This window comes from Lactobacillus helsingborgensis, from assembly GCF_003173695.1.
In the GTDB taxonomy this organism is placed as follows: Bacteria; Bacillota; Bacilli; order Lactobacillales; family Lactobacillaceae; genus Lactobacillus; species Lactobacillus helsingborgensis.
In genome coordinates, this window is the sequence record NZ_CP029544.1 from 1,210,119 (window position 1) to 1,233,749 (window position 23,631).

The following is a 23,631-nucleotide window of genomic DNA, read 5'->3' on the forward strand; positions in this document are numbered from 1 at the left end:
AACTATCTAAACCAAGCTTTTTTAACAATTGATTAATTAATCAAAAGTGCATCCCGTCAACACTACATTTTGTTACTCGACGTGCAAATTTTAGCGGTTTCTACATTTAAGGTTTAGCCATTAAATTATTTTGCCTTTTCTATAAATAACAATTTTTATCCTTTACGTGAATATGATTTAACATCTTGATCGATTTCGTTAATGAATTCGTTAAAGTCCTTAGCCACTTCTTCTTCTGTACCATAGCGACGAACGTTGACACTATTGTCCTTGAGCTCTTTATCACCTAAAACAAGAGTGTATGGTACTTTTTGTGTTTGCGATTCACGTATTTTGTAACCTAATTTTTCGTTACGTAAATCTGCTTCTGCTCTGAAGCCGCGCTTATTCAATTCATCGCGAACTTTCTTAGCATAGTCAGAATGGGCATCAAGGTTAACTGGGATCACTTCTACTTGAACTGGCGCCAGCCAAGTTGGAAAGGCACCCTTGTAAATTTCAATCAGGTAAGCAATGAAACGCTCCATAGTACCGACAATACCGCGGTGAATCATAACTGGACGATGTTCTTCACCATCTTGACCTACATAACTTAAGTTAAAGCGTTCTGGAAGCATAAAGTCCAACTGGATTGTGGACATAGTTTCATCAGCACCTAACGCCGTCTTAGTCTGAATATCAAGTTTAGGACCGTAAAAGGCAGCTTCACCTTCAGCTTCGACATAGTCAAGACCCATGTCGTCCATTGCCTTCTTCAGCATTGCCTGACTTCTTTCCCACATCTCGTCATTAGCAAAATACTTTTTAGTATTCTTTGGATCACGGTATGAAAGTCTGAAGTAGTAATCCGTGATATCAAAGTCTTTGTAAACGTCTAAAATCAAAGTCAAAATCTTAGAAAATTCACTTTGTACTTGGTCCAACGTGACAAAGGTATGACCATCATTTAAAGTCATTTCCCGTACACGTTGCAAACCTGATAACGCACCCGATTTTTCATATCTGTGCATCATACCCAGCTCTGCAATTCTAATTGGCAGTTCACGGTATGAACGGATATGGTGCTTGTAAATTTGAATATGTGACGGACAATTCATTGGGCGCAGTTCAAGCATTTCTCCATCGCCCATATCCATTGGTGGAAACATATCATCACGATAATGTGCCCAGTGTCCAGATGTCTTGTATGCGTCAACATTCATTAAAACTGGAGTATATACATGTTGGTAACCGTCAGCCACTTCTTTGTCGATAATATAGCGTTCAACTACTCGGCGAATTGTGGCTCCTTTTGGCATCCAATAAGGTAAACCAGCACCAACCTTAGGATCAACAAAGAATAAATCAAGGTCGCGTCCGATAGTTCGGTGATCACGTTCTTTAATTTCTTCACGACGCTTAATATCTGCATCTAAATCAGCTTTTTTAAAGAACGCTGTTCCGGAAATTCTCTGAAGCATAGGATTTGATGATTGACCTTGCCAATAAGCACCGGCAACCGATAACAACTTAAATTGTTTAATTTTGCCCGTATTTGGCAATAGGGCTTCAAAGCCAAAATCAACAAAATTACCTAATTTAAAGACATGCACTTGATCGTCTTTTTCATCTTTTAGCAATGCACTCTTATACGGGTCATTCTTAAAAATCTCGGCAAGCTCAGCTTTTGGCAAAAAAGAAGATTCAATCTTATCTCCAGCTTTGATTACTTTTTTGATTGCTTTTTCAAGTTCTGGCAGTTCACTAACTTTGATTTGATTTTCTTTGTCAGTGTCAACATAAAAACCATCATCATCTGCTGCGTGCTCACCAAAGTGAATCTCTGGATATGCTTTCTGCGCAACTGCTTCAAAAACAAAGGCTACTGTTGCTCTTAAAATATCTAGACCAGCTTCATCCCTATCAGTAATAATAGCAACACTGGCATCTTGGTCTAATTTGTAATCTAAACCAACAATTTGACCATTTACTTTTGCTCCGAGAGCTGCTTTACCCAGAGATGTACCAATACCATGTGCTAGTTCTGAAACTGTGACTGCCTCAGTAAAATCTTTTTTTGAGCCATCAGGCAATGTAATTGAAAAACTCATTTTTTCCTCCGAAAATTTAAGAAATAAAAAAGTCCCAGTGCAATTAAGCACTGGGACGTTAATTAACGTGGTTCCACCCAAAATTTAGTCCAAAAATCTGGACTATCTCGTTGTAGATTGTTAACGGATCTAACCCATTTTAAAATTTTAGGTACGAATGAGTGGGTTGCAAACGCTAATGGGAGCTTCCAGAATACTGCCCCTCTCTCTGTGGTGCGTAACAACATGTTCATTCATTGCAGTTAATTATAGCCCAATAATTTTTTAATGCAAGTTTATTTTCATAGATTTACAGCAAAATATTCTTATTGGTGTCTTCTATTTGGTCCAGAAATTACTACTTCAGTCGCTAAAGACTGGATTCTTTCCATTAATCTCGCTGCTTTTACAGGATCAATAGAATTTTTGGTTTCTTTGAAATGATCTGCCAGATCGCTCATTGCAAAATTTGACGAGAAAAATGTTGGCAGCACATTATCCATTCTGGCCTGCAGAATTACCGCCAAGACCTCGTCACGCGACCATTGACTCAAACTTTCAGCTCCAATATCATCTAGTATTAAAAAATCAGCGTTAGCAATTTTTTGTACTTCATCCTGAACACTATTATCACTAAAATGACTGGATAAACCTGCAATAAATGTCGGAACATGCAAGAAAACAACATACTTGTCCATGGCAGCAACTTGATTAGCAAGTCCCGCCAATATATATGTTTTGCCGATACCAAAATTGCCCGACAAATAAAGTCCCTTCTGATGAACATCTTTAGCATATCTTGATAAAAATTGCTGAATGCGGGTCATCACTTCGGCTCTTTCCGGGGTCATTTCAATCTGGCTTAAGCGAACATCATGCAACCCATCAGGTAAATTAATCAGGCGCAAATGTCTTTTGATATATATTTCTCTATCATGAATAAGCTTGCTGTCTTCGGGCACAAATTTCAAGCTGATCGCATTTTTATTCATTATCAAATCAGGATAATAGCCTCTGGTGACAGGATCTTTTTTATGCTGGCTCAGATAATAGCCGTAAAGAGTGGGCAGACTTTTATTAATAATGCTGTCATTTAATTGATCTTGATGCTGCGCGATAAAGTTTTGCACCTTAGGTTCAGCCAGTACCCTTTGTTTAATAGCTTCAGGGCTTTGCTCCTCAGCATTACCTGATTGTCCTTTAGCAATATATTTTTTAATGGGTCGCATATATTTCACCTACTTCATGCCATTCTTATTTTCAAAATTCTCAAAAAACTTTTTTAGTTCTTCACTAGAAACTTCGGAATTTATTTTTGGTTTATTTTCAGTCCAATCCGTGCCCTTTTCAATTGACTTACGCGAATTATAACTGCCAAACTGCTTTCTTTTCTGCTCTTGGGCCTTTTTCCTATTGTCCATGTATTCTAAAGCTTGACCACCGGTTTTTACTCCGTGCTGCAGCCAATCATGTAAAATTTTATTTGCCAAACGAAAAGACACATTAGGACCACTTTTCAAGCAGGCATAAGTCAAGATATTGAGTAGTTCTGCTGAAATACCTTTTTCATTATATAAACTATCAAGTACGCGATATTCACTAGCATCCACAAAATCATCCCGGCTGGTCTTAAGCTGATACAAAAATTGTGCCGGTGAGTTCGCTTTTGCGCTTTGTAATAATTCTTGTTCACTGTTACTTAAGTGCTCGTTTTTTACTTCAGAATTGTCCTTTGCACGTGTCTTTTTTTGTAACTGACTTCGAGTAGTTGCTGCATGAATGTTATTAGCAATAGCCTGTTTAATCCGGTTCATATTTAGATGGTAATCACCATGCAAACAGGGCAGTGTTTCATCTACAAATTCCTGTTCAGACAAACCATAAGTTCTCATAATTGCACGAATTGCTTCTCTGTTTTGGTCAATTTCGCTGCCTGCAATTTGGTAAATTTCAAATTGCTGTTTCATAAAGTCCCAGTCAATCTGGCCCTTTTCATTGATAGTGGCAGTATTACGGGTAACAATATTATTTTCTTGGGCAGCCTCTTTAACCTCAATTGAAGGGTCTATTGCTTCTTGGTCTGGTAAGTGAAAGACATCCATAAACGAGGCAGAAATATTTGGTGCTGTTTTCACACCATTAACAAAGTTTTGATTTTGTTTAGTTTCCCGGGCAAAATCATGACTTAATTTATGAAAAGCGCTAATACCCACTTTTTCTTTTAATAAGCTTGCTAACAGCGCAGTCCCAAAAAATTCACTGCTGGACGGGATACTTTTAAGTTCAAAACATAGAATTTTGCCCATTATTTGATTGTCAAGTAGTCGGGTCTCGATTAACCCCACCGCCTCAATCTTGTGCAGAGCCGCAAATAATTTTTTAATATCACAGTCAACTTGTTCTTGCAAACGGTAAATCCCCTGTGAATCTGACAGCATAGCTTGGGCAGAATAATCCTCATTCAGACTTAAATAAAGTGCCACCGCCAAAGAACCAACTAAAGGCTGATATAGCTTAATTAAAACACGCAAATCTGTTGGGTAGAGCTCTACTCTGTTTGTAATATAAAAAGGCTGTTTGGGATTGTTAGTCTCAAACATAATTAATTTCCTTTCTCTCTTCTGGCAATCATATCTTCCATAGTTTTCATGAAGCTAGACATATCTTTAAACTCACGGTAAATTGACGCAAATCGAATATAAGCCACATCATCTATTTTAGCCAATTCATCCATTACCAATTGACCAATTTTTTTGGAAGAAATTTCACTAACTCCTTCCTGCCTGATTTTGTTTTCTACGTGATCAACTAATTCTTCAAATTGCGAACTTGAGATTGGTCTTTTTTGACCAGCTGCCATCACTCCACGCAAAATCTTTTTTCGGTTAAATGGCTCACGTGTGCCATCATTTTTGATTACTAATAAAGGCGTGGTTTCAACACGTTCAAATGTAGTAAAACGAAAGCCACAGTTTTCACATTCGCGCCTACGTCTGATAGCACGATTTTCATCACTCGGACGCGAATCAATTACTTTTGATGCATTTTTATGACAATTAGGACATTCCATTTTAGTCCTCCCCTTTGATTTCAAGTAACAATTCTTCTAATTTAGTCTCAAGGTCTTTTTTTGAACCAGTATTAGTAATCACATAGTCAGCCAATTTTTCCTTTTGCTTAAGTGGCATTTGACTATTGATGCGCTTTAAAGCCGCACCCTGACTAAGGTGATCTCTTTGCATTAGTCTTTCTAGCTGCAATTTTTCTGGTATAGCAATCAGTAAAGTCCGATCACAATATTTTTGACCATTTGACTCAAACAGAACAGGAGCATCAACAACTATTATGGGGCTTTTCTTAGCCTTGTTTAGCGCAATTTTAGCTTGTATTTCTGTAAAAATCAATGGATGAGTAATTTCATTCAAAATTTCAAGTTGTTTTTCATCATTAAAAACTATTTGTCCCAACTTTGAACGATTAAGTGAACTATCCGTATTTAAGACTTCACTTCCAAATTGTTTGATAACTTTTTCATATCCCTGATTACCGGTCTTTAAAATATCATGGGCTATTTGATCGCAATCAATTACTGGAATTTGCATTTTTTCAAAAAAAGCATCTGCAGTGCTTTTACCGCTTGCAATTCCACCAGTCAAGCCTAATATCATTGTCATTTATAAATCACCTGACATTCAGGACAAAAAGTAGTTCCTCGTCCATTGACCTTAATTTTTTCAAGTGGTGTACCACAACGCACACATGGTTCACCTTTATGACCATAAACCTGCAACATTTTTTGAAAGCCACCTGTTTTGCCGTTTGCATCCAGATAGGTATGAATTGTAGTACCTCGTTCAGCAATTGCCAATTCTATTAACGAATTAATGTTATCGTGCAATTGTGCTACCTTTTCTGCGGGAATGGTATTGGCTTGACTTAATGGGTGAATTTTTGTCTCCCACAAAACCTCGTCAACATAGATATTGCCCAAACCTGCAACAACAGATTGGTCAAGGAGTGTGTTTTTAATATTTTTCTTTTTACGTGCTAAACCATTTTGTAAATAAGAAACGGTAAAAGCTGCTGAGTTGGGTTCTGCACCTAATTTGCTAATACCCGTCTTTTCTTTTTCAGTTCCTGTTTTAATTAACTGCATGCGCCCGAACTTACGCACATCATTATAACGCAATGCCGAATTATCACTAAAAACAATTTGCACGTGGTCGTGTTTATCCTTTTTAGTATTTATTTTGACTAAACGATACTTACCCTCCATGCGCAAATGTGACACTACTGTTAAATTGCCGCTAAGCCGAATTAACAAATATTTAGCATAACGATCAATTGTGGTGATTTTTTTACCAACTAACTGCCGTTTAAATTCCTTTGCATCACCAGTTATAATCTTTGGATACCAGACTGTTACTTCTTTGATTGTCTTTCCTTTGATAAGAGGAAGGAGTGTCCGTCTCACAGTCTCAACTTCTGGCATTTCCGGCATTACAAGTTACTCCTTACTTAGCATCAAACCAATTATGACCATATCCGGAATCAGCTACAAGAGGTATGTCTAGTCTTACAGCCGACTGCATAACTTCCGGTACGATCTTTTTAATTGTTTCCAATTCATCCTTTGGCACATCAAAAATCAGCTCATCATGAACCTGGACTACCATCTTGGTCTTAAGATGCATGTCATCTAATTTTTTCTGCATGTTAATCATCGCTATCTTGATAATATCCGCGGCAGAACCTTGAATTGGCGAATTAATTGCTGTTCTCTCAGCAAATGAACGCACATTAAAGTTTTTAGCATGAATATCTGGCAAGTAACGTCTTCTGTGCATAATTGTTTCGGCATATCCTTTTTCACGGGCTACCTGGACTGCTTTATTCATGTAATCTTTAATTTGAGGATATTGCTCAAAATAATTATCTATGAATTGCTTGGCCTGCTTGCGACTAATATTAAGGTTTTTAGATAAACCGTAATCAGAAATGCCGTAAACAATACCGAAATTCACAGCTTTGGCCCTGCGGCGCATTAAAGGAGTGACATCGGCTGTTGATTTTAAGTGAAAAATTTTCATTGCGGTATGAGCGTGAATATCGTAACCGGTTCTAAAAGCTTCCTGCATCTGTTCATCGCCAGAAACTTGTGCCAAAACACGCAATTCAATTTGTGAATAATCACAGGAGAAAATGTAGCCATCAGGTTCACTAGGAACAAACGCTTTTCTAATTTGCTTACCTTCCTCGGTTCTGGTTGGAATATTTTGTAAATTAGGATCAACTGAGGACAAACGACCGGTAGCAGTAAGAGTTTGCATGTATCTGGTATGAACCCGACCGTCTTTTTGAATGACATCCAGTAAACCATTAACATAAGTTGACTGGATTTTAGCAATTTGCCGGTAAGTGAGAATTTGTCCAATAATGGGACTTTCATCTTTTAGCTGATTTAAGACATCAACTGATGTGGAATAACCGGTTTTGGTCTTTTTAATTGGCTTTAAGCCCATTTTTTCAAACAAAATATGACCTAATTGCTTAGGAGAATTAATATTAAATTCTTCACCAGCTTCATCATAAATTTGCTTTTCCATTTTTTTTAGCTCAACTGCAAACTCATCTTGAAGCTGCGTTAAAGTCTCAGCTTGAACTTTGATGCCATTGATTTCCATAACAGACAGAACTCTGGCAACAGGGATTTCAATATTGGCAAAAAGATCGTCTTGCTCGTGTTCTTTTAGTTTAGCTAACAATGTCTCTTTTAAGTTCTCGATTGCTTCTATCTTGCCAGCCAAATGATTAAATAACACCTGATCGTCTTCTGGAATGTGGGCACTTTTACCTTTACCATAAACGTCGTAATCACTTTTAACCGAATTATCACCGTACATCCGACATATCTCGCCCATATCATCCGAATTATTTTCATTATTAATCAAATACGAAGCAAGAAGCATGTCATAGTCAATGCCGCGAGCATGAATACCTAAACGATTTAAGCCAACTGTTGTCCGCTTTAAGTCAAAAACATTTTTAGTAATTTGCTTATTTTCCAGAATATTCTTAAGTTGCGGCTCTTTTAACAGGTCAACATTACGGCTTACATATATTTGCTTATCGATCTTAATGGCAAAACCAACAAAATCAGCTAAGTGGTAGTTCGCGCCCAGCATTCCTAAATAAAAAGTAATAGTTTGACCTTCTTTAACTGCAAAGTTGTTAATGTCATTTTCTTTAAGCTCTGTAAAAGCAACTGCTTTATTATCTTTTACTGGTTGATCCTTTTGCCCAGCAGCACTTTCAGGGTCTAACTGGCTTAAAAACTTGCGAAAGTTCATTTTTTCATAGAATCTGCGCAATTTTTGATAGTCCACATCGCGCCACTTAATATCATCAATCCCAATAGTCAAAGGAGTGTGGCGATCAATAGTTGCCAATTTTTTGCCTAAAAGAGCCTTATCTTTGTCATTGATGAGATTCTCTTTCATTTTTGAAGGTTTCATATCATCTATATGATCATAAAGGTTTTCTACAGAACCATATTCTTGGATAAGTTGTGAAGCCTTTTTTGGACCAATCTTAGTCACACCAGGATAATTGTCAGAATTATCACCCATTAAGGCTTTCATATCAATAAATTCAGTTGGTGTAACACCATTAACTTCCTTCATGTGTTCAGGCGTATAAGCTTCCAAGTTCAATACGCCGGATTTAGTGACCATTACTGTTGTTTGAGGTGAAGCTAGTTGCGTTAAATCCTTGTCGCCTGTAACAACTGTCACTTTGAAACCCTCTTTTTCACCAATTGTAGCAAAAGTACCGATAATATCATCGGCCTCATAATTGTCGAGTTCATAGGTGGATATGCCCAGATCATGTAAAAGTTCTTGAATGTATGGTAACTGTTCAGACAATTCAGACGGTGTTTTCTGTCTACCGCCTTTATAATCGGCATACATATTATTCCTAAAAGTAGTTTTACCCGCATCAAATGCGACTAAAACATGGTCAGGTTTGACATCATTTAAGACGACATCAAGCATGTTTTTAAACGTATAAATGGCATTGGTATGCAATCCTTCAGGATTTCTAAAATTTTCAAGTTGACGGAACAGTGCATAAAAAGCACGAAAGGCAACTGAATTACCATCAATCAAAAGTAATTTTTTATCAGCCATTAGTTCTCCTCATAATTAAACCAAGTTTCTTAATTCAACTACCATTTTAACAGTTTTTGCTCACATCTTGCACAATACTGATTTATTTGCATTCTGAGGTAATTGGTTCGCGTTTTTTTAAGTAAAAAGACCAAGTTTTAAAAACTTGATCTTTAACTAAAAATTGCAATTATTTTAATAACTTTTCCAAAGCGTCTTCATATTTGGTAATATCACCGGCACCCATGAAGACGATCACACTATCTTTATTTTGAGCCAAATCGGCAATATTATCAAGGTCAATTACCTCTGCTCCGGGAATTTTGGCTACTAAGTCATCACTAGTAATATCACCGCTTTTTTCTCTAGCGGAGGCATAGATTGGAGTAATATAAGCCTTATCAACTCCGCGCAAAATTTCTTCAAAATCACTGGCATATTTTTTGGTCCTGGAAAAAGTATGTGGTTGAAATACTACTACCAAGCGTTTATCAGGAAATTTTTGTCTTGCTGCTTGAATTGTTGCCCGCATTTCTGTCGGATGATGGGCATAGTCATCAATGATATTAATATCTTTAAAATCTTTTTCTGAAAACCGTCTTTTGGCTCCTTGATATGTCAATAAACCTTGTTGAATATCTGCTAACGGAATTTTTTCAGTGTAAGCAACAGCTATCACCGCAGTAGCATTCAAAATATTATGATCACCAAAAAGATGAATTGTAAAGTGACCGATATTTTGTCCGTGATTTAACACAGTAAAACTGGACCCTTGAGTTGATCTTGTGATTGCTACGGCTTGAAAATCATCGTCACTGTCAAAACCATAAGTATATTTGGAGCAATCTGCTTTAAGCTGCTTTAAACGGCTGTTTCCGCCCCAGACAAAAAGTCCTTTTTGCGTTTGTCGAGCAGCTGTTTGAAAAGCGGAAGTATAATCTGATTGATCTTTAAAATAATCTGGATGATCAAAATCAATATTGGTCATAATTTGGTAGTCAGGATGATACGCCAAAAAATGACGCCGATATTCGTCAGCTTCATAAACAAAGAAGCGGGAGTTCTTAACACCCTTGCCCTCACCATCTCCTATTAAGTAAGATGTTGGTGCAGCTTCTCCTAACACGTGAGCTAAAAGACCTGTAGTAGAAGTTTTCCCATGAGTCCCCGAAACACCAATGCTAGTGTGCATCTTAATTATTTCTTCTACAGTATCAGGATAACTTTGCCAAGTAACATTTTTACTTTCACAAGCCTGCACTTCAACATTATCAGCTTTAAAAGCGTTGCCCTTAACAATTACCTGACCATTATCCTTAATGTTATCGGCCGCAAATGAAGATATTTTTATACCTGCTTTAATCAGCGGTTCTTGCGTGAAAGTATACTTTGCGATATCACTGCCGGCCACATCAAAACCCAGGTCTTTTAAAACTAGAGCAAGAGCAGCCATTCCAGTTCCTTTAATTCCGATAAACCAAATCTGTTTATTTTTGTCTAACATTTTTCTGAACTCCAAAATCTTTTATCATTGCTATTTATTTTACCATTACTATCGCAAAATGAGCAGGACCATTACAAAACCATGATGAAATTTAAAATTCAATTATATGCGCAAAAAAAGACTTTACCTTTTTGTTGGTAAAGTCTGCTACTTTTATAAAGTGATTTGTCCTTCGGCTAAAAGCTGATCGCACTTTTCCGGATCAAATTCATCGCCAGCATTAAAATCAGCCGGAACTACCAAAATACCCCTTTTTTGCGGAGCATGTTCAAGACCCAATTCACGAGCTGAACAAATCATACCATAAGAATCAACATGGCGTAGTTGACCAGGCCAAATCATTTGACCATTAGGCATCAAAGTACCAGGCAAGGCGACTACGACTTTTTGTCCCTGTGCAATGTTAGGTGCACCACAAACAATTTGGTGTTCTTCGCCGTTACCTACATCAACAGTAGTGACATGAAGGTGGTCAGAGTCAGGGTGTTTTTCACAAGTTTTGACATAGCCGTAAACTAAAGTTGGTTTGCCATATGCCAGTTTATCCGTAAAACCAGCTTCTGCTAATTTTTTATTTAAAGAGGCTAAATCTTCTTCATTTAGTTTAACCTGACCATTAGGCAAACTATCATAATCAATAACTTCGTTGACATTGAAAAAATTATAACCTGTGACATTCCCTTTTTCATCAGTGATACGAGTAATGTCATCTTTTTCCTCATACTCACTTTTACCCTTATCTTGGCCCAAAATCACAATCAGGGTATTAGGATAACTTTCTTTATTAATACTTGTAATCATGAATCACAATCCTCTTTCACTTAGTCAAGCGACCGCAAAAAACTTTCAACCTCATCCTTAGTTTTACGATCCTTATTAACTAGTCTACCAATTTCTGCGCCATCTTGGTAGACCACAAATGAAGGAATGCCCATGATATTCATTTCTTTAGCTATATCCACAGAGCCGTCACGGTCTATTTGATAAAATTTACTATCAGCAAAATCTTTTTCAATTTCAGGCATAAACGGATCCAAAAAACGGCAATCTGGGCACCAACCAGCAGAAAATTCTAAAACAACACGACCATTTTTGGTAATATCTGCTAATTTAGCTTTGTTTAATTCTTTTATTTGTTCCATTTTTGAAAAAACCTCTCTTTTCTCTATCTATTAAATTATTTTACTCCAAAATCAGCATGCAAAGCATAAATCGGGTTGCCCTGAGCCGCAAATTTATGCTCATATTCAGTTTCAATATTAGCTGCAAGAACTTCTTCCTTCTCATTATGAAGGTCCACGGAAACAAAATCAAAATTCATGCCAAAATTATTCATACTTTGAAGAGAATAGGCAAAAAGACCTGCATTATCAGTTTTAAACTCTACTTGACCGTTTGCACGCAAGACCGTTTGGTATTTTTGTAAAAAAGTTTTATAAGTTAGCCGTCTTTTCTCATGTCTGGTCTTAGGCCAAGGATCGCTGAAATTTAAATAAATTTTGCTAGCAATGTGAGCGCTAAAAAATGCGTCAATATTGGCAGCATCCGCACAGAGAATTTGTAAATTAGACAAATCTTTTGCTAGTTTCGTCCGCAAAATCATGCCTGCAGCGGTCATTTGCAACTCAAGAGCAACAAAATTTTTCTCAGGGTGTTTCTCAGCCATTGTGGTAATAAATTTCCCTTTTCCAGGACCTACTTCAATTTCCAGTGGTCTTGAAATATCAGCAAACCGCTTTGACCAATCAATTTTCAGACTTGGATCAGGTCGATCAATCACACTTTCTGGATGCTCATGGACAAGCTTTACAGCCCACGGTTTGTTTCGTAATCTCATCTATTCTACGACTTCCTTTTCTTTACTTTTGCTGGTAAGTATAACCTTAATACGACCCAGCTGAAAACAACTAGGCACCCCATTGCTTCAAACAGGTGCAAATTGGCTGGCAAGGTAAGCAGCCAGGAAATACTGATAATCAACCATTGCATTAACATCATCCCTGCTAAAGCCGAGACCATATCCAAGCCACGGTTAGTGTGCTCAATCGGATAGACTCGATACATAATGTTATCATCAAATTCATCAACCATCGGTACTAATTGGTAAATTGTTAAAAATACTACTAGGCACGATAAACCTAACGCCCAGAGCCAATTTTGCACTAACCAAGAAACCAATACAGCAAATGCAGTCATTCGCACTATTAAATTGATATTTTCAGGATTCCTAAGAACTGAACGGCGATATAAAAACTTATTAGGATTTTCCAATGTCATCTTCTTAGGTAATAAAAAGTCTAAATATTTTCTCCTTTTAACATTGGTTTGTCTTTCTTTGACATCAGTAAACATACTAAAAGCGTTAAAAACAACATTTTTGCGCTTTTGTTCTTGATCGACGGCATATTGCCAGTCAAACAAAGCTGCGTGTTGCGGCTTTAAAACAAAAATTATCAGATAGATAACTAATAAACCGGCAATTATCAGTAAACTTTTGGGCTTAAACATTCCCAAACCAAACAAAAAAAGGAAAAAGATATTTACTAGCGAGATGGAAATCTTACGGTTAAAAAACAAATTATGTTCCATAATTTTAAGCTGCAGCAGCTTAGCTAAAAAAACAGCCAAAACAGCAAAAATATAATCTATTGGTTCAATCCTTGCCTTAATCGTAGCAAAAGGAAATAAAATTCCTGCCGTTAACACCAAGCAAATTGTAGGTACAATCAAGCTGTAATTTAGCATTGGTTTCAAATATAATTTTATATTTTCATCTTCAGGCAGTAAAAATTGTAAATCAGCTGGTTTTAACAAAGTTACCAGTTTGCCTATTAAAAGTGGCAGCCATAGCAAAATACCAACTAGTGGACGGTAGTACCACAGATTTTCAGGCATGGTTTTCATTGTCTGCGCATACCAAAACATGAGTGCTCCAAAAAGAAAAATCAGAGCTAAGATAAAGAAATCATTAAAAACCAATACTAGATATTTTAAAGATTGGCGTAAATTTTCCTGCAGCCTTCTTTTAGCCAAATCACGCATTTTGTTGCTCCTGACTTAAAATTTGGTAAATTTGGTCAAATGAATCTGCTTCCTTTAAACCATAGTGCATTCGAATTTCGGCTAAAGTGCCGGCAGCCGTAATTTTGCCATTATTTAAGACCGCGTAACGTGAAACGGCCTGAACACTGTTAGCTAAAATATGTGTTGACATTAACACCATTTTACCTTGACCAGCAGCGCTTTTGATTAACTGTACTAAATTAGCTACTGCTAAAGGATCTAGTCCAGTAAACGGCTCGTCAATTACGAGTAGTTTCGTATCTGCTAAAAAGGTGGTTACAATCATCACCTTTTGCTTCATACCCTTAGAAAAGTGAATTGGCAGCCAATCGAGCTTATCATCTAGCCTAAACATCTGCAGCAACTCATGAGCTTTTGCCCAAGCCTGTTTTTCATCTAACTGATAGCTAAGAATAGTCAATTGCAGATGTTCCTTCAAAGTCAGTTCTGAATACAAAACTGGTGTTTCGGGAATATATGCAACTTGTCTTTTAAATTTAGTTGGTTGAGTAGCTAAATCAATGCCATTCAGAGTAATTTTCCCTTTTTGGGGTCTTAATAAGCCCAGAATGTGTTTAATAGTAGTAGATTTACCAGCACCATTTAGCCCAATAACCCCTAAAACTTCCCCTGGTTTAATTTCCAAGTTAATATCTTTAATGACCGGCACACCCGTATAGCCACCTGTCAAATGTTCAATTTTTAAAGTCATATTTCCTATCTTTCTTTTAATGAATTTACTCATTTATTATGATAGCATGATATTAAAAGAAACTAAATTTTGAAGTGAAGAGGTTTTAAAATGGAAGATTTAGATAAAGACTGCTTATTCTGCAAAATTATCAGAGGCGAGGCCAGCAGTTACACAATTTTTGAAAACGATGATGTCAAAGCATTCTTGGACTTATCGCAAGTTAATCCCGGCCATACTTTGATGGTCCCGAAAAAACATATTACAAACTTTTTCGATTATACAGCTGCTGATGCTCAGCGCTACTTACAATACATTCCAGCAATTGCAAATGCAATTAAAAAATTCGATCCCAGAATCACCGGTATGAATATTAGCAGCAATAACGGCGCCAGTGCCAGTCAAGTCGTTATGCACTCACATATTCATTTCATTCCCCGCTTTGACGGAGATGGTTTAAAGATTGCCACCCGTAATAATGCGGAAAAATATACTGACGAAGATTATCAAAAAGTGGCTGCCGCAATTAGAGCACAATTTTAAGGTGATAAGATGAAACATTTTAGTATTGGTTTAGCAGTTGGAGCAGGTTTTGGCGTAGTACTTTCATTATTTAAAGATAAAAATGGTAAGCGTTTATTCCCAAAAGTGCAAAAAGGCGTTAACGCTCTTAAAGCTGATATTCAGGATCTTTCTGCTTCTCAAGCCAAGCTGAAAACAGCTCAGCAAGACCTAAAGAATTCTCTGCCACAAGCTAAGAAAGCAATTTCTGAATTACAAAATGAATTAGAATATTACCAGATCAGCGTGAACCGAATCATTCACAAGTTAAAAGCAAAAACTGCAACTTTCCAGCATAATGATAATGAAGAAATGAATAGTTCTAAAAATTAGTAAAGAAACTAAGAATTTTTGGCAAAAAACAAAAAAATAAAAACTAGATTTGCCAGTTTATGTTATATTAGTTGACGGTGACTTAATTTATTAAGGATGTGGAGAATTTATTTTATGAAGAAATATATTAAAAAAGCTGCTGCGGTCATTGCTGTCGCAGGAATCGCGTTGTCAACAGCCGCTTGTTCTAGTGGTAATAAAACTGTTGCTTCTTATAAAGGCGGTAAGATTACTCAGCAAGAATACTATGATGAGATGAAAAAATCTCAGTCTGGTAAAACTGCCTTGGCTAACATGCTTATTAATCATATTCTTGAGCAACAATATGGCGACAAGGTATCGAAAAAGCAAGTCGATAAACAATATAATAATTACAAAAAACAATACGGCAATCAGTTTGAAGCAGTTCTGCAACAAAATGGTATGACCGTATCAAGTTTTAAGCAAAACCTGAAAACAAACCTGCTTTCTGAAGCAGCTCTAAAAGACATTAAAAGGATTTCAAAGAGCCAAGAAGAAAAGGCTTGGAAAGCCTACCAACCAAAAGTAACAGTTCAACACATTTTAGTTTCTAAGAAATCAAAGGCTGAACAAATTACTGCTGAACTCAAAAATGGTAAGAGTTTCAAGAGTCTGGTCAAGAAATATTCTTTAGATACAGGAACTAAAAATAATGCTGGTAAGTTGCCTGCTTTTGACTCAACTGACACTAGTTTAGATCCATCTTTCAAAGCAGCTGCATTTAAACTGAAGACTGGTGAAACCACTAAGAGTCCAATTAAATCTCAATCAGGTTATCACATAATCAGAATGATTAAGCACCCAGCTAAGGGAACATTTGCTTCACACAAGAAGGAAATTGATAATCAAATTTACCAATCAATGTCACAAGATCAACAAACAATGCATGAAGTCATTTCTAAGGTAATCAAAAAAGCTGGAGTTGATATTAAAGATAAAGACTTGAAGGATGTCTTAGCTGCCTATGTTTCAACTCCATCAACTAAAAAATAATTAAACATTATTTTAAAGCGAATAAAAATAACAAAAAAGCACAAGCCCTTAAACAGCTTGTGCTTTTTTTATACATTAGTTTTGAAATAAAAAGAATTTAACTAATATTATGATATTACTCTAACTTGCGCGCTTTACCTAAAGACTCATCGGTCTTAGGACGATAAAACTTACGCCCTCCTTGACTCATGATATTATCCGTAAAATTACCTGGACGAGTATGTTGTAAGGCGTTAGTGATCGCATAAATTGACGCATCTAAATCATCAATACGATGTAATAATTCCGCTTCAAGCAACGCTGGTAATTTAGGCGAACCATATTCAAACTTGCCGTGATGAGATAAAACCATGTGCCGTAAAAGCAGCAAATCTTCAGATTCAAGGTCAATCTTAAGTTGTTGTGCCGCTAACATAATTTGCTCATCAATTAAAACCAAGTGCCCAATTAAATTGCCCTCAGTCGTATACTGAGTGGCAGCAGGTCCAGTTAGTTCCAACACTTTGCCCATATCATGTAGAATGCAACCAGCATAAAGTAAGGAACAATTAATTTGCGGGTAATTAGTGGCTAAGCCCTTGGCATCACGCAACATAGATACCGTATGGTATGCCAAACCGCCACGTACGGCATGATGATTACTTTTGCCAGCAGGAAATTCGAAGAAACGTTTCTCCCATTTTTTTAACAAAAACCGCACAATCCTATTCCACGTCGGATTTAATATCTCAAAAACGTATTGATTTATTTCTTCTTTCATATCCGCGATTTTTTCAGGAGCAGACTTTATAAATTGGCGCAGATCATAGCCTTCTTCTGGTCCCACGACACGGAGACTGTAGATTTTAATTTGCGGTTGGCCTTGATATTCTTCACGCTTACCATTCAACTCGACAATTGTACCGGCATTGAAAGTTGCAGCATCTTGATCATTAGCATCCCAAAAATTACCGCGAATTTCACCCGACGAGTCACCAAAGGACATTGCTAAATATAGTTTGCCTTTCTTGGTATGTCTTAATTGTGAATTTTTGATTAACACCACTAGTTCCAATTCCTCGCCGTCATTGTAATCCAGCAAACGTTTATACATTTTTGGTTCCTTTCGTTAAAGTCAATGGTTTAAGCTGCAATTTATCAACCAGACTCGTTTGTGCGGTAAAAATCATAACTTGATTATTTTGGGCAATTTTATGAAGCAATTTATTTATTTCATCCACCCTAGTATCATCAAAGTTAACGAACGAATCATCAATTAAAATTGGTAAATTGATCTGGTCTTTAATTTGCTGGACAAACGCTAACTTTAAGGCAAAATACAATTGTTCTGATGTTCCGCGAGAAAGATACTGCACTTTAATTTTTTTACCGTCAAAACGGGTAACTGTTAATTTTTTATCAATATCAATATCATTATACCGATTATTTGTTAATAGTCGCAAATATTCTTTTGCTGTAATTAGCATTTTAGGGAAACGCTCATTTGAGGCAAGATCAAGAGCTCGTGCAATCCACTTTGAAACGACGAGATCAGACAAATAGTCTGCACTTAAATTTTTCAATGAAGTTCTTAAATTGGCAAGTTTTTGTTTTTCTGCAAATACAACGGTCGAATTGGCCAAAGCAGTCATTTTTACCTTGATTTCTGCAATAGCTGATTGTGTCTGCTGAATATCTTTTTGAATTAAGGAAAGTTCTTCTGTTAACTTGCTTAATTTTTGAGTGCTCTTTTCTTTATCTTTAGTAAAATCTTCAAGTTGATTTAGGTCATCTTGTAAATTAGACTTCAGAACTGCAATTTGCCTTGCGATTTCTTTCTGTTCCTCACTTTGGTCCTTAATTTGCTGGTATTCGTTAAAGTCGGCCACATGAGCACGTGCAAAAATCATTTTTAATTTGATGTTGCTATCATGCAGTTCTTCTTTACTTTCAGCCAAATTATTTTCCAAACTAATCTGTTCTTCACGCTGTGAGCGAGCAACTTCCAGCTTCTTACTCAGCTGGTCGAGCGCAGCTAACACACTGGTAAAGTCAACAGCCACATTCTGTCCAATAATTTGACTAACTTGTGCTGCCAAATCTGCTAACTCATTATGCACTTCTTTTTTGCGCACTAAAGTACTTTCTAGTTTTTGCTGCTGCACCTGATACTGCCGCCAGTCATTAATTAAACTATTTATATCAAAGTGAGCCAAATTAACATGGTAATAATTTTCAAAAGCTTGGCGCTTTTGCCTAACTTTTTGTATTCTTTGCGCCTGATCACTGTTTTTTTGCTGCTTTTGCTGGAAATATCCTGATAGAAGTAAAAGGGCGCCTAAAGCTAAAGCAAGCAACCCAAACGCACGGGCAATAAATAATAAAACAATACCCAATACAACAGCAGCAATACCAATAAGCATGACGGAGTTGGCCTTACTATTGTCTGGTACTTCCTTTTTTGTTTTGTCGTCCGGTAAATTGCGATAATCATCTTGCAACTTGAGAATTTGTTCTTGTGAAAATCCTGCAACCTGCTTTAAATTGGGATCTAATGTCAACAGCTGTTGCTCATCATTTTTTATTTGGGCTTCTTTTTGAATGCAATTATGATATTCCGTTTGCCATTGCAAAACTTCGGGCTTTTTTTGAATTAAATCCTTTTCATTAGAATCATCATTTTGATTTTGCCTAAACTCACTTAACTTAGCCGCTATTTTTTCCTGCTTTTTACGTAAATTTTCTATTTGCATAGTTAAAGTTTGTGCAGACTGATATTGTTCTGCGTCAAAAGCAATTGGTTTAGCCTGCTGCTTTAAATGTTGCAGTTTTTCATAACTAGGAATGAGCTTTTGGGTCTTTTCCAAGTCATTATACTTGGTTTGGAGTTCAAGTTGTTTTTGTTCTTGCTTATTTAAGGCTTCTTCCTGCTCTTTATAATCTTTACTTAAATCTTGATAAAGCGCAAATTCGTTTTCAGAGGCACGAACATGATTTTCTTGATCTTGCAGCTGCTTTAGCAGTTGGTTAACTGGCGGATTTTTACCTGCTTTTTTAAAGAGAGTACCTGCATTTTTAGCAAAATAATCACGTAAATCAAGCAGTTTATCACTATTAGCAGCTCCGAGATAATAAATACGTTCTAACAAATCGGATTGCTGAATTTGTCCAACCTTTGCTAACATATCTTGATTAAAAATAAAACTGTCTGCGTAAAAACCACCATTAATATTTTTTATTTGATCAAAAAAAACATTCTCTGGAACTACCTGATTATTGCGTTTGACAGTCAAAGTGCCAAGTTTTGAGCCTTTGCCACTAGCATATAGTCTTTCTAATTCATAAAGCTCATGATCATCATTTTCAAAAAAAAGCGACCCACCCATTGGGCTAACTCTTGCTAGTGGTTTATAGTCTTCAAAAAAAGCAGAGCTATGTTTAGCTAAATGAAAGCCAAACATGACTTGCTTAATGAAAGCAACAATAGTACTCTTTCCTGCTTCATTAGCACCGTAAAAAACGTCAATATCTGAATTAGGCAAATCAATAGTAAAATTTGAAAATTGACCAAAATTAACTATTTTGATTTTAATTAATTTCATCGTTAACACCTTTCAATTTACTATTCAGTTTCACTTCAGCTAATTGTTTTACTTCTTCCACAAAGTCATCACTTTGAGCTAAATCATCGGTGTATTTGTCTTTTAAAGCCCAATCCTTACTAATTCGTGCAAACTCATCTGTAGCAAAAATTTCTTTTTCCGCTTGCATAAAATACTTCCGATCATTTTCAGCAACTTCCAAATTGCTATCAGTAATAAAACGCACATCAACTAGCTGAGATTCATGTTCAAGCTTAGCCGAAATCATTTGCCAAAAATCGTTATCTTGAACCAATTCCCTTTCCTTTTCGTTAAGCAAGTCCGCACCTTTAATCCGCAAACAAAAATAAGTAGTTGCGGTAGCCATTAGCTGCGCAACAATTCTGTGTTCTAGTTCAGTTTTTGATAGAGGCTCAGTTAATTCAATTTCTTTTTGCATCCAAGTGATCGGATTAGTTTGCACAAATTTTATTTTCGTTTGCTTAGTCTGCTCATCGATAGTGCCTAAATAACATCCCTTTGGTCCGGTTTCATTAATATGGCGGCCTTGGATATTACCCGGATAAACAATTAAAGGGGATTTGGCTAATACCTGCCGCAAATGAATATGACCCAAAGCGAAGTAATCATAATTAAGATCTTGCAGTTCACTCAACTTGAATGGTGCATATACATTTTGACTATTTTGACTGGTCTTTTCTTGAGCATGCATTATCCCAAAGGTGTAGCAATTTCTTTTAACGGGAAATTTCGCAATTAAGTCACTGGTAATGTGGTTAGCAAAATAAGAAAAGCCGGTAACGTCATACTCAAAACCAGTTTTCGTTGTGAAAGAACAAGTTTCTATTTTTTCGCGGTTACCTAATAGCTTAAAAAACGGACTTTCAGGTACCAATAAGTCCTCTTTTGCCATATGATCATGATTACCAAAAATCATAATTACCTGGATTTGAGCCTGGATTAAACGCTCAATTTCATGAGCAAAGAAAATTTGTGAGCTGGGATTTGGTTGATAACTGTCAAACGTATCTCCAGCAATTAGAACTAAATCGACCTGCTCTTGCAATGCTAAATTTACTATATTGGTTAAAGACTTAAGTGGGGCTTTTTGAATTTGCGCAAAACTATCAGATGGCAAAAAAGATAGCCCGAGAAAAGGACTATCTAAATGTGCATCAGCAAAATGGATGAATTTCATTGTTACTTATTATTTCTAAGACCATCATAGAGGTCATTAATCGGCTTAGTTATTGCTTTTTGAACGTCATCAACAGTTTTATACAGAGCTTGTTCAGCTTGCAAAAGCTTTAGTATCTGTTGGTCTTTTTGGACCTTTTCGTTCAATTTTTGATAGTCATCTTTTAAATCTTTGGGAAAATCTCTGCCTTCAGTTTGAGAATTGATAATTTTAGTTTGCATTTCGTCCATCTGTTTAAACAGAGCAGTACTTTCTTGGTTATTTTTAACTGCCACAATCGCCTCTTGCAAAGCTTTAAATTCGTCCAGTTTTTGCAAATCAGCTGCTACTTGATTTGCTGAATCATAAATATTAATCATGCATTATATCCTCCTTATTAATGACCCAAAAGTCCTTTAAGGTCATTATACCATTCATTGATTTTTTGACCTGCAGAACCCAGACCTTTTTCAATTTTATCTCCAATTCCTTTAGTCCAGTCTGTGCCGGCACCGTTATTTTGGATAATTTGTCTTGGAGCTTGTTCTTTAAACTGATTTTGAGCTGTATAAGGCAAAATACTTTCCATTTCAGCTTTATAAAGTCTGGTAATTTCAGTTTCAGAAACACCGTGCATAAAATGCTGCCGGTTAGTGCGGTCAAAGCCGACCCAGGTAGCAACTACAATGTCAGGTGTATAACCAACAATCCACTGGTCTTTTGTGCCAAAGCCATAAGAATTCGGCACTTCAGTTGAGCCTGTTTTTCCTGCCACACGGTAGCCTGCTGGTTGCGCAGAAGTTCCCGTTCCTCCGGCAAAGACTCCTAACAACATTGTAGTCATTTCTTTAGCAGTATTTTCGGAAATAATGCGGTGAACTCCAGTATCATGATTTTCAGCTATGACATTGCCACTAGCATCAGTAATTTTTTTAATGAAATACGAATTGTTAGGTAAGTTGCCCTTATTAGCAAAAGCAGAATACGCCCGCGCCATTTGCACAGGTGATACCCCTGTTGAAAGCCCCCCTAGAGCCAGTGCCAAGTTTTGATCCTCTTTTGGCACCTTAAGACCAAAATTATTGGCAGATTGAACGCCCTTCGCAACGCCTATACGGTCTAAAAGCCATACAGCAGGAACATTTTTACTTTGTGCTAATGCCATATACATCGGTATTTTATCCGAATAACCATTATCAACGTTATGCGGTTGGTAGCCATTTTTACCAAAACGCTGTAATTGATTTGAAAGTTGGGAATCATAATGATACCCCTGCTGCAGCGCAGGCGCGTAAGAAACTATCGGCTTAATGGATGAACCTGGCTGTCTCTTCATCTGTGTTGCCCTATTATAGCCGCGAAAAACATGTTTACCACGACCGCCAACTACGGCGCGAACTGCACCTGTAGTTGGATCCATGACTACTGTTGCACCCTGCGTTCTTGTGCCATCAGCCGCATTTTGCGGGAATAAATAATCTTGCTCAAAACGTTGCTGTAATTGCCGTTGGTAGTTTTGATTAAGGGTAGTATAAATCTTAAGCCCCTTGTTCATCACGTCTTCTTCTTTTAAGCCATAGCGATTGATTGCTTCATCAACCACAGCATCAAAGAAGTATGGGTAACGATAACCATTTTGATTATGATATGTATCACGCAGAGTTAACCCGATCCTTTGCTCACTTTTGGCACGTGCTCTTGTTAGTTTCTTATTATCCACCATCAAATTCAATATTAAATTACGTCTGGATAAAGCATAAGACATGTGATCAATAGGATTGTATCTACTAGGATTACGGAGAATTCCCGCCAATGTGGCACCTTCACCTATAGTCAGCTCACTGGCATTTTTGCCAAAATATTTCTTGCTGGCATCCTGAACTCCCCAAACGCCATTACCAAAATAGGAATTGTTAAGATACATAGTCAAGATATCTTTTTTGGAATAAACATGATTAATTTCAACTGCAAAGAAAAGTTCTTCAATCTTGCGGGAAAATGTTTGCTTTTGCGTCAATAAAGCATTTTTGGCTAACTGCTGGGTAATCGTTGATCCACCACCGGCAATTTGCCCGTGATTAAGCACTATACCAAGAGCGGCACGACCCATGCCCTTGATGCTAAAGCCGGGATTTTTCCAAAATGTTCTGTCCTCAGTCGAAATGACAGCATTTTTGACGTTAGGAGAAATCTTGTTGTATTCCACAAATGTGCCCTTTTGCGAATACAGCGAGCCTGAATTTTGGTTTTTATCATCGTAAATGCCGGTCGTTGCGGCTAATGATGCTTTTAAATTTGATATATTCGAAGTTTTAACTTTAACGGTATAATAAGTACAAACCAAGAGAGTTACGGTAAGCAAAATCAAAATGATCCAGCGACCGATAAAAAAACGGTGATCAAAACGGTGCCATAAAGCACTCAGCCCGTTTTTCCGTGGTTCATTGTTTTCCATTTGTATCTGCTCCT

Annotated in this window: 21 protein-coding genes; 3 read left to right on the forward strand and 18 right to left on the reverse strand. The window is 36.9% G+C overall.

Translation table 11 applies throughout. The annotated features are described in order from the left end of the window. Positions 1-155: 155 nt before the first annotated feature. The 13 genes from thrS to DLD54_RS05800 all read right to left on the reverse strand — a co-directional run bounded on the left by thrS (position 156) and on the right by DLD54_RS05800 (position 14,517). A complete protein-coding gene (gene thrS, locus DLD54_RS05740; protein WP_109918555.1) occupies positions 156-2,090 on the reverse strand; it encodes a threonine--tRNA ligase in 1,935 nt (644 codons plus the stop codon). A gap of 305 nt (positions 2,091-2,395) precedes the next feature. Further along, positions 2,396-3,298: a primosomal protein DnaI gene (gene dnaI, locus DLD54_RS05745; protein ID WP_109918556.1), complete on the reverse strand. Its 903-nt coding sequence runs from the start codon at positions 3,296-3,298 to the stop codon at positions 2,396-2,398. Between the two features lie 9 nt (positions 3,299-3,307). Further along, positions 3,308-4,669, reverse strand: a complete 1,362-nt coding sequence (locus tag DLD54_RS05750) for a DnaD domain protein (protein ID WP_109918557.1) — start codon at positions 4,667-4,669, stop codon at positions 3,308-3,310. 2 nt (positions 4,670-4,671) lie between these two features. Further along, on the reverse strand, positions 4,672-5,139 hold the full coding sequence (nrdR, locus tag DLD54_RS05755) for a transcriptional regulator NrdR (RefSeq protein ID WP_038523311.1): 468 nt from the start codon (positions 5,137-5,139) through the stop codon (positions 4,672-4,674). A gap of 1 nt (position 5,140) precedes the next feature. Next, positions 5,141-5,743 (reverse strand): dephospho-CoA kinase, encoded by a 603-nt coding sequence (gene coaE, locus DLD54_RS05760; RefSeq protein ID WP_109918558.1) that lies wholly within the window; start codon positions 5,741-5,743, stop codon positions 5,141-5,143. After that, positions 5,740-6,570: a bifunctional DNA-formamidopyrimidine glycosylase/DNA-(apurinic or apyrimidinic site) lyase gene (mutM, locus tag DLD54_RS05765; protein WP_109918559.1), complete on the reverse strand. Its 831-nt coding sequence runs from the start codon at positions 6,568-6,570 to the stop codon at positions 5,740-5,742. The genes coaE and mutM overlap by 4 nt, the downstream gene beginning before the upstream one ends. 13 nt (positions 6,571-6,583) lie before the next feature. Beyond that, positions 6,584-9,259: a DNA polymerase I gene (gene polA, locus DLD54_RS05770; RefSeq protein ID WP_109918560.1), complete on the reverse strand. Its 2,676-nt coding sequence runs from the start codon at positions 9,257-9,259 to the stop codon at positions 6,584-6,586. 169 nt (positions 9,260-9,428) lie between these two features. Beyond that, positions 9,429-10,742, reverse strand: a complete 1,314-nt coding sequence (murC, locus tag DLD54_RS05775) for a UDP-N-acetylmuramate--L-alanine ligase (RefSeq protein ID WP_109918561.1) — start codon at positions 10,740-10,742, stop codon at positions 9,429-9,431. Positions 10,743-10,895: 153 nt separating this feature from the next. Further along, a complete protein-coding gene (ytpR, locus tag DLD54_RS05780; RefSeq protein WP_038523327.1) occupies positions 10,896-11,543 on the reverse strand; it encodes a YtpR family tRNA-binding protein in 648 nt (215 codons plus the stop codon). A gap of 20 nt (positions 11,544-11,563) precedes the next feature. Then, entirely contained in the window at positions 11,564-11,884 is a 321-nt protein-coding gene (locus tag DLD54_RS05785) for a thioredoxin family protein (RefSeq protein WP_038523330.1), read from the reverse strand. Positions 11,885-11,919: 35 nt separating this feature from the next. Continuing rightward, positions 11,920-12,579: a tRNA (guanosine(46)-N7)-methyltransferase TrmB gene (trmB, locus tag DLD54_RS05790; protein WP_109918562.1), complete on the reverse strand. Its 660-nt coding sequence runs from the start codon at positions 12,577-12,579 to the stop codon at positions 11,920-11,922. Positions 12,580-12,584: 5 nt separating this feature from the next. Then, the gene (locus tag DLD54_RS05795; protein WP_109918563.1) at positions 12,585-13,784 is read right to left on the reverse strand and encodes an ABC transporter permease; all 1,200 of its coding nucleotides are present in this window, start codon (positions 13,782-13,784) and stop codon (positions 12,585-12,587) included. Then, complete coding sequence (locus tag DLD54_RS05800; RefSeq protein WP_109918564.1) at positions 13,777-14,517, reverse strand: ABC transporter ATP-binding protein; 741 nt, start codon at positions 14,515-14,517, stop codon at positions 13,777-13,779. Before DLD54_RS05800 ends, DLD54_RS05795 begins: the two co-directional genes overlap by 8 nt. 90 nt (positions 14,518-14,607) lie before the next feature. Between DLD54_RS05800 and DLD54_RS05805 the strand changes: the two genes are divergently transcribed. The 3 genes from DLD54_RS05805 to DLD54_RS05815 all read left to right on the forward strand — a co-directional run bounded on the left by DLD54_RS05805 (position 14,608) and on the right by DLD54_RS05815 (position 16,404). Next, positions 14,608-15,039: an HIT family protein gene (locus DLD54_RS05805; protein ID WP_038523342.1), complete on the forward strand. Its 432-nt coding sequence runs from the start codon at positions 14,608-14,610 to the stop codon at positions 15,037-15,039. 9 nt (positions 15,040-15,048) lie between these two features. After that, positions 15,049-15,390, forward strand: coding sequence for a hypothetical protein (locus DLD54_RS05810; protein ID WP_109918565.1), 342 nt, complete (start codon positions 15,049-15,051; stop codon positions 15,388-15,390). 114 nt (positions 15,391-15,504) lie between these two features. Further along, positions 15,505-16,404 carry a peptidylprolyl isomerase PrsA gene (locus DLD54_RS05815; RefSeq protein ID WP_109918566.1) on the forward strand — a complete coding sequence of 300 codons (900 nt, stop codon included), beginning with the start codon at positions 15,505-15,507 and terminating at the stop codon, positions 16,402-16,404. A gap of 115 nt (positions 16,405-16,519) precedes the next feature. Here DLD54_RS05815 and DLD54_RS05820 read toward each other — a convergent pair whose 3' ends face one another. The 5 genes from DLD54_RS05820 to DLD54_RS05840 are packed head-to-tail and all read right to left on the reverse strand — an operon-like array spanning position 16,520 to position 23,617. After that, entirely contained in the window at positions 16,520-17,497 is a 978-nt protein-coding gene (locus tag DLD54_RS05820) for a 3'-5' exoribonuclease YhaM family protein (protein ID WP_109918567.1), read from the reverse strand. Next, positions 17,490-19,985 carry an ATP-binding protein gene (locus tag DLD54_RS05825; RefSeq protein ID WP_109918568.1) on the reverse strand — a complete coding sequence of 832 codons (2,496 nt, stop codon included), beginning with the start codon at positions 19,983-19,985 and terminating at the stop codon, positions 17,490-17,492. The genes DLD54_RS05820 and DLD54_RS05825 overlap by 8 nt, the downstream gene beginning before the upstream one ends. Continuing rightward, positions 19,972-21,183 (reverse strand): metallophosphoesterase family protein, encoded by a 1,212-nt coding sequence (locus DLD54_RS05830; protein ID WP_109918569.1) that lies wholly within the window; start codon positions 21,181-21,183, stop codon positions 19,972-19,974. Before DLD54_RS05830 ends, DLD54_RS05825 begins: the two co-directional genes overlap by 14 nt. Positions 21,184-21,185: 2 nt before the next feature. Then, the gene (locus DLD54_RS05835; protein WP_109918570.1) at positions 21,186-21,542 is read right to left on the reverse strand and encodes a YlbF family regulator; all 357 of its coding nucleotides are present in this window, start codon (positions 21,540-21,542) and stop codon (positions 21,186-21,188) included. 17 nt (positions 21,543-21,559) lie between these two features. Then, entirely contained in the window at positions 21,560-23,617 is a 2,058-nt protein-coding gene (locus DLD54_RS05840) for a PBP1A family penicillin-binding protein (protein ID WP_109918571.1), read from the reverse strand. Positions 23,618-23,631: the final 14 nt, after the last annotated feature.

Excerpts from the sequence above, each read along its gene's own strand:
- polA (WP_109918560.1), bottom strand. The coding sequence starts at position 9,259 with ATGGCTGATAAAAAATTACTTTTGATTGATGGTAATTCAGTTGCCTTT.
- DLD54_RS05835 (WP_109918570.1), bottom strand. The coding sequence starts at position 21,542 with ATGATTAATATTTATGATTCAGCAAATCAAGTAGCAGCTGATTTGCAA.
- dnaI (WP_109918556.1), bottom strand. The coding sequence starts at position 3,298 with ATGCGACCCATTAAAAAATATATTGCTAAAGGACAATCAGGTAATGCT.
- DLD54_RS05825 (WP_109918568.1), bottom strand. The coding sequence starts at position 19,985 with ATGAAATTAATTAAAATCAAAATAGTTAATTTTGGTCAATTTTCAAAT.
- coaE (WP_109918558.1), bottom strand. The coding sequence starts at position 5,743 with ATGACAATGATATTAGGCTTGACTGGTGGAATTGCAAGCGGTAAAAGC.
- DLD54_RS05840 (WP_109918571.1), bottom strand. The coding sequence starts at position 23,617 with ATGGAAAACAATGAACCACGGAAAAACGGGCTGAGTGCTTTATGGCAC.
- DLD54_RS05820 (WP_109918567.1), bottom strand. The coding sequence starts at position 17,497 with ATGTATAAACGTTTGCTGGATTACAATGACGGCGAGGAATTGGAACTA.
- DLD54_RS05810 (WP_109918565.1), top strand. The coding sequence starts at position 15,049 with ATGAAACATTTTAGTATTGGTTTAGCAGTTGGAGCAGGTTTTGGCGTA.
- DLD54_RS05750 (WP_109918557.1), bottom strand. The coding sequence starts at position 4,669 with ATGTTTGAGACTAACAATCCCAAACAGCCTTTTTATATTACAAACAGA.
- mutM (WP_109918559.1), bottom strand. The coding sequence starts at position 6,570 with ATGCCGGAAATGCCAGAAGTTGAGACTGTGAGACGGACACTCCTTCCT.
- ytpR (WP_038523327.1), bottom strand. The coding sequence starts at position 11,543 with ATGATTACAAGTATTAATAAAGAAAGTTATCCTAATACCCTGATTGTG.
- murC (WP_109918561.1), bottom strand. The coding sequence starts at position 10,742 with ATGTTAGACAAAAATAAACAGATTTGGTTTATCGGAATTAAAGGAACT.
- DLD54_RS05830 (WP_109918569.1), bottom strand. The coding sequence starts at position 21,183 with ATGAAATTCATCCATTTTGCTGATGCACATTTAGATAGTCCTTTTCTC.
- nrdR (WP_038523311.1), bottom strand. The coding sequence starts at position 5,139 with ATGGAATGTCCTAATTGTCATAAAAATGCATCAAAAGTAATTGATTCG.
- DLD54_RS05785 (WP_038523330.1), bottom strand. The coding sequence starts at position 11,884 with ATGGAACAAATAAAAGAATTAAACAAAGCTAAATTAGCAGATATTACC.
- DLD54_RS05800 (WP_109918564.1), bottom strand. The coding sequence starts at position 14,517 with ATGACTTTAAAAATTGAACATTTGACAGGTGGCTATACGGGTGTGCCG.
- trmB (WP_109918562.1), bottom strand. The coding sequence starts at position 12,579 with ATGAGATTACGAAACAAACCGTGGGCTGTAAAGCTTGTCCATGAGCAT.
- thrS (WP_109918555.1), bottom strand. The coding sequence starts at position 2,090 with ATGAGTTTTTCAATTACATTGCCTGATGGCTCAAAAAAAGATTTTACT.
- DLD54_RS05805 (WP_038523342.1), top strand. The coding sequence starts at position 14,608 with ATGGAAGATTTAGATAAAGACTGCTTATTCTGCAAAATTATCAGAGGC.
- DLD54_RS05795 (WP_109918563.1), bottom strand. The coding sequence starts at position 13,784 with ATGCGTGATTTGGCTAAAAGAAGGCTGCAGGAAAATTTACGCCAATCT.
- DLD54_RS05815 (WP_109918566.1), top strand. The coding sequence starts at position 15,505 with ATGAAGAAATATATTAAAAAAGCTGCTGCGGTCATTGCTGTCGCAGGA.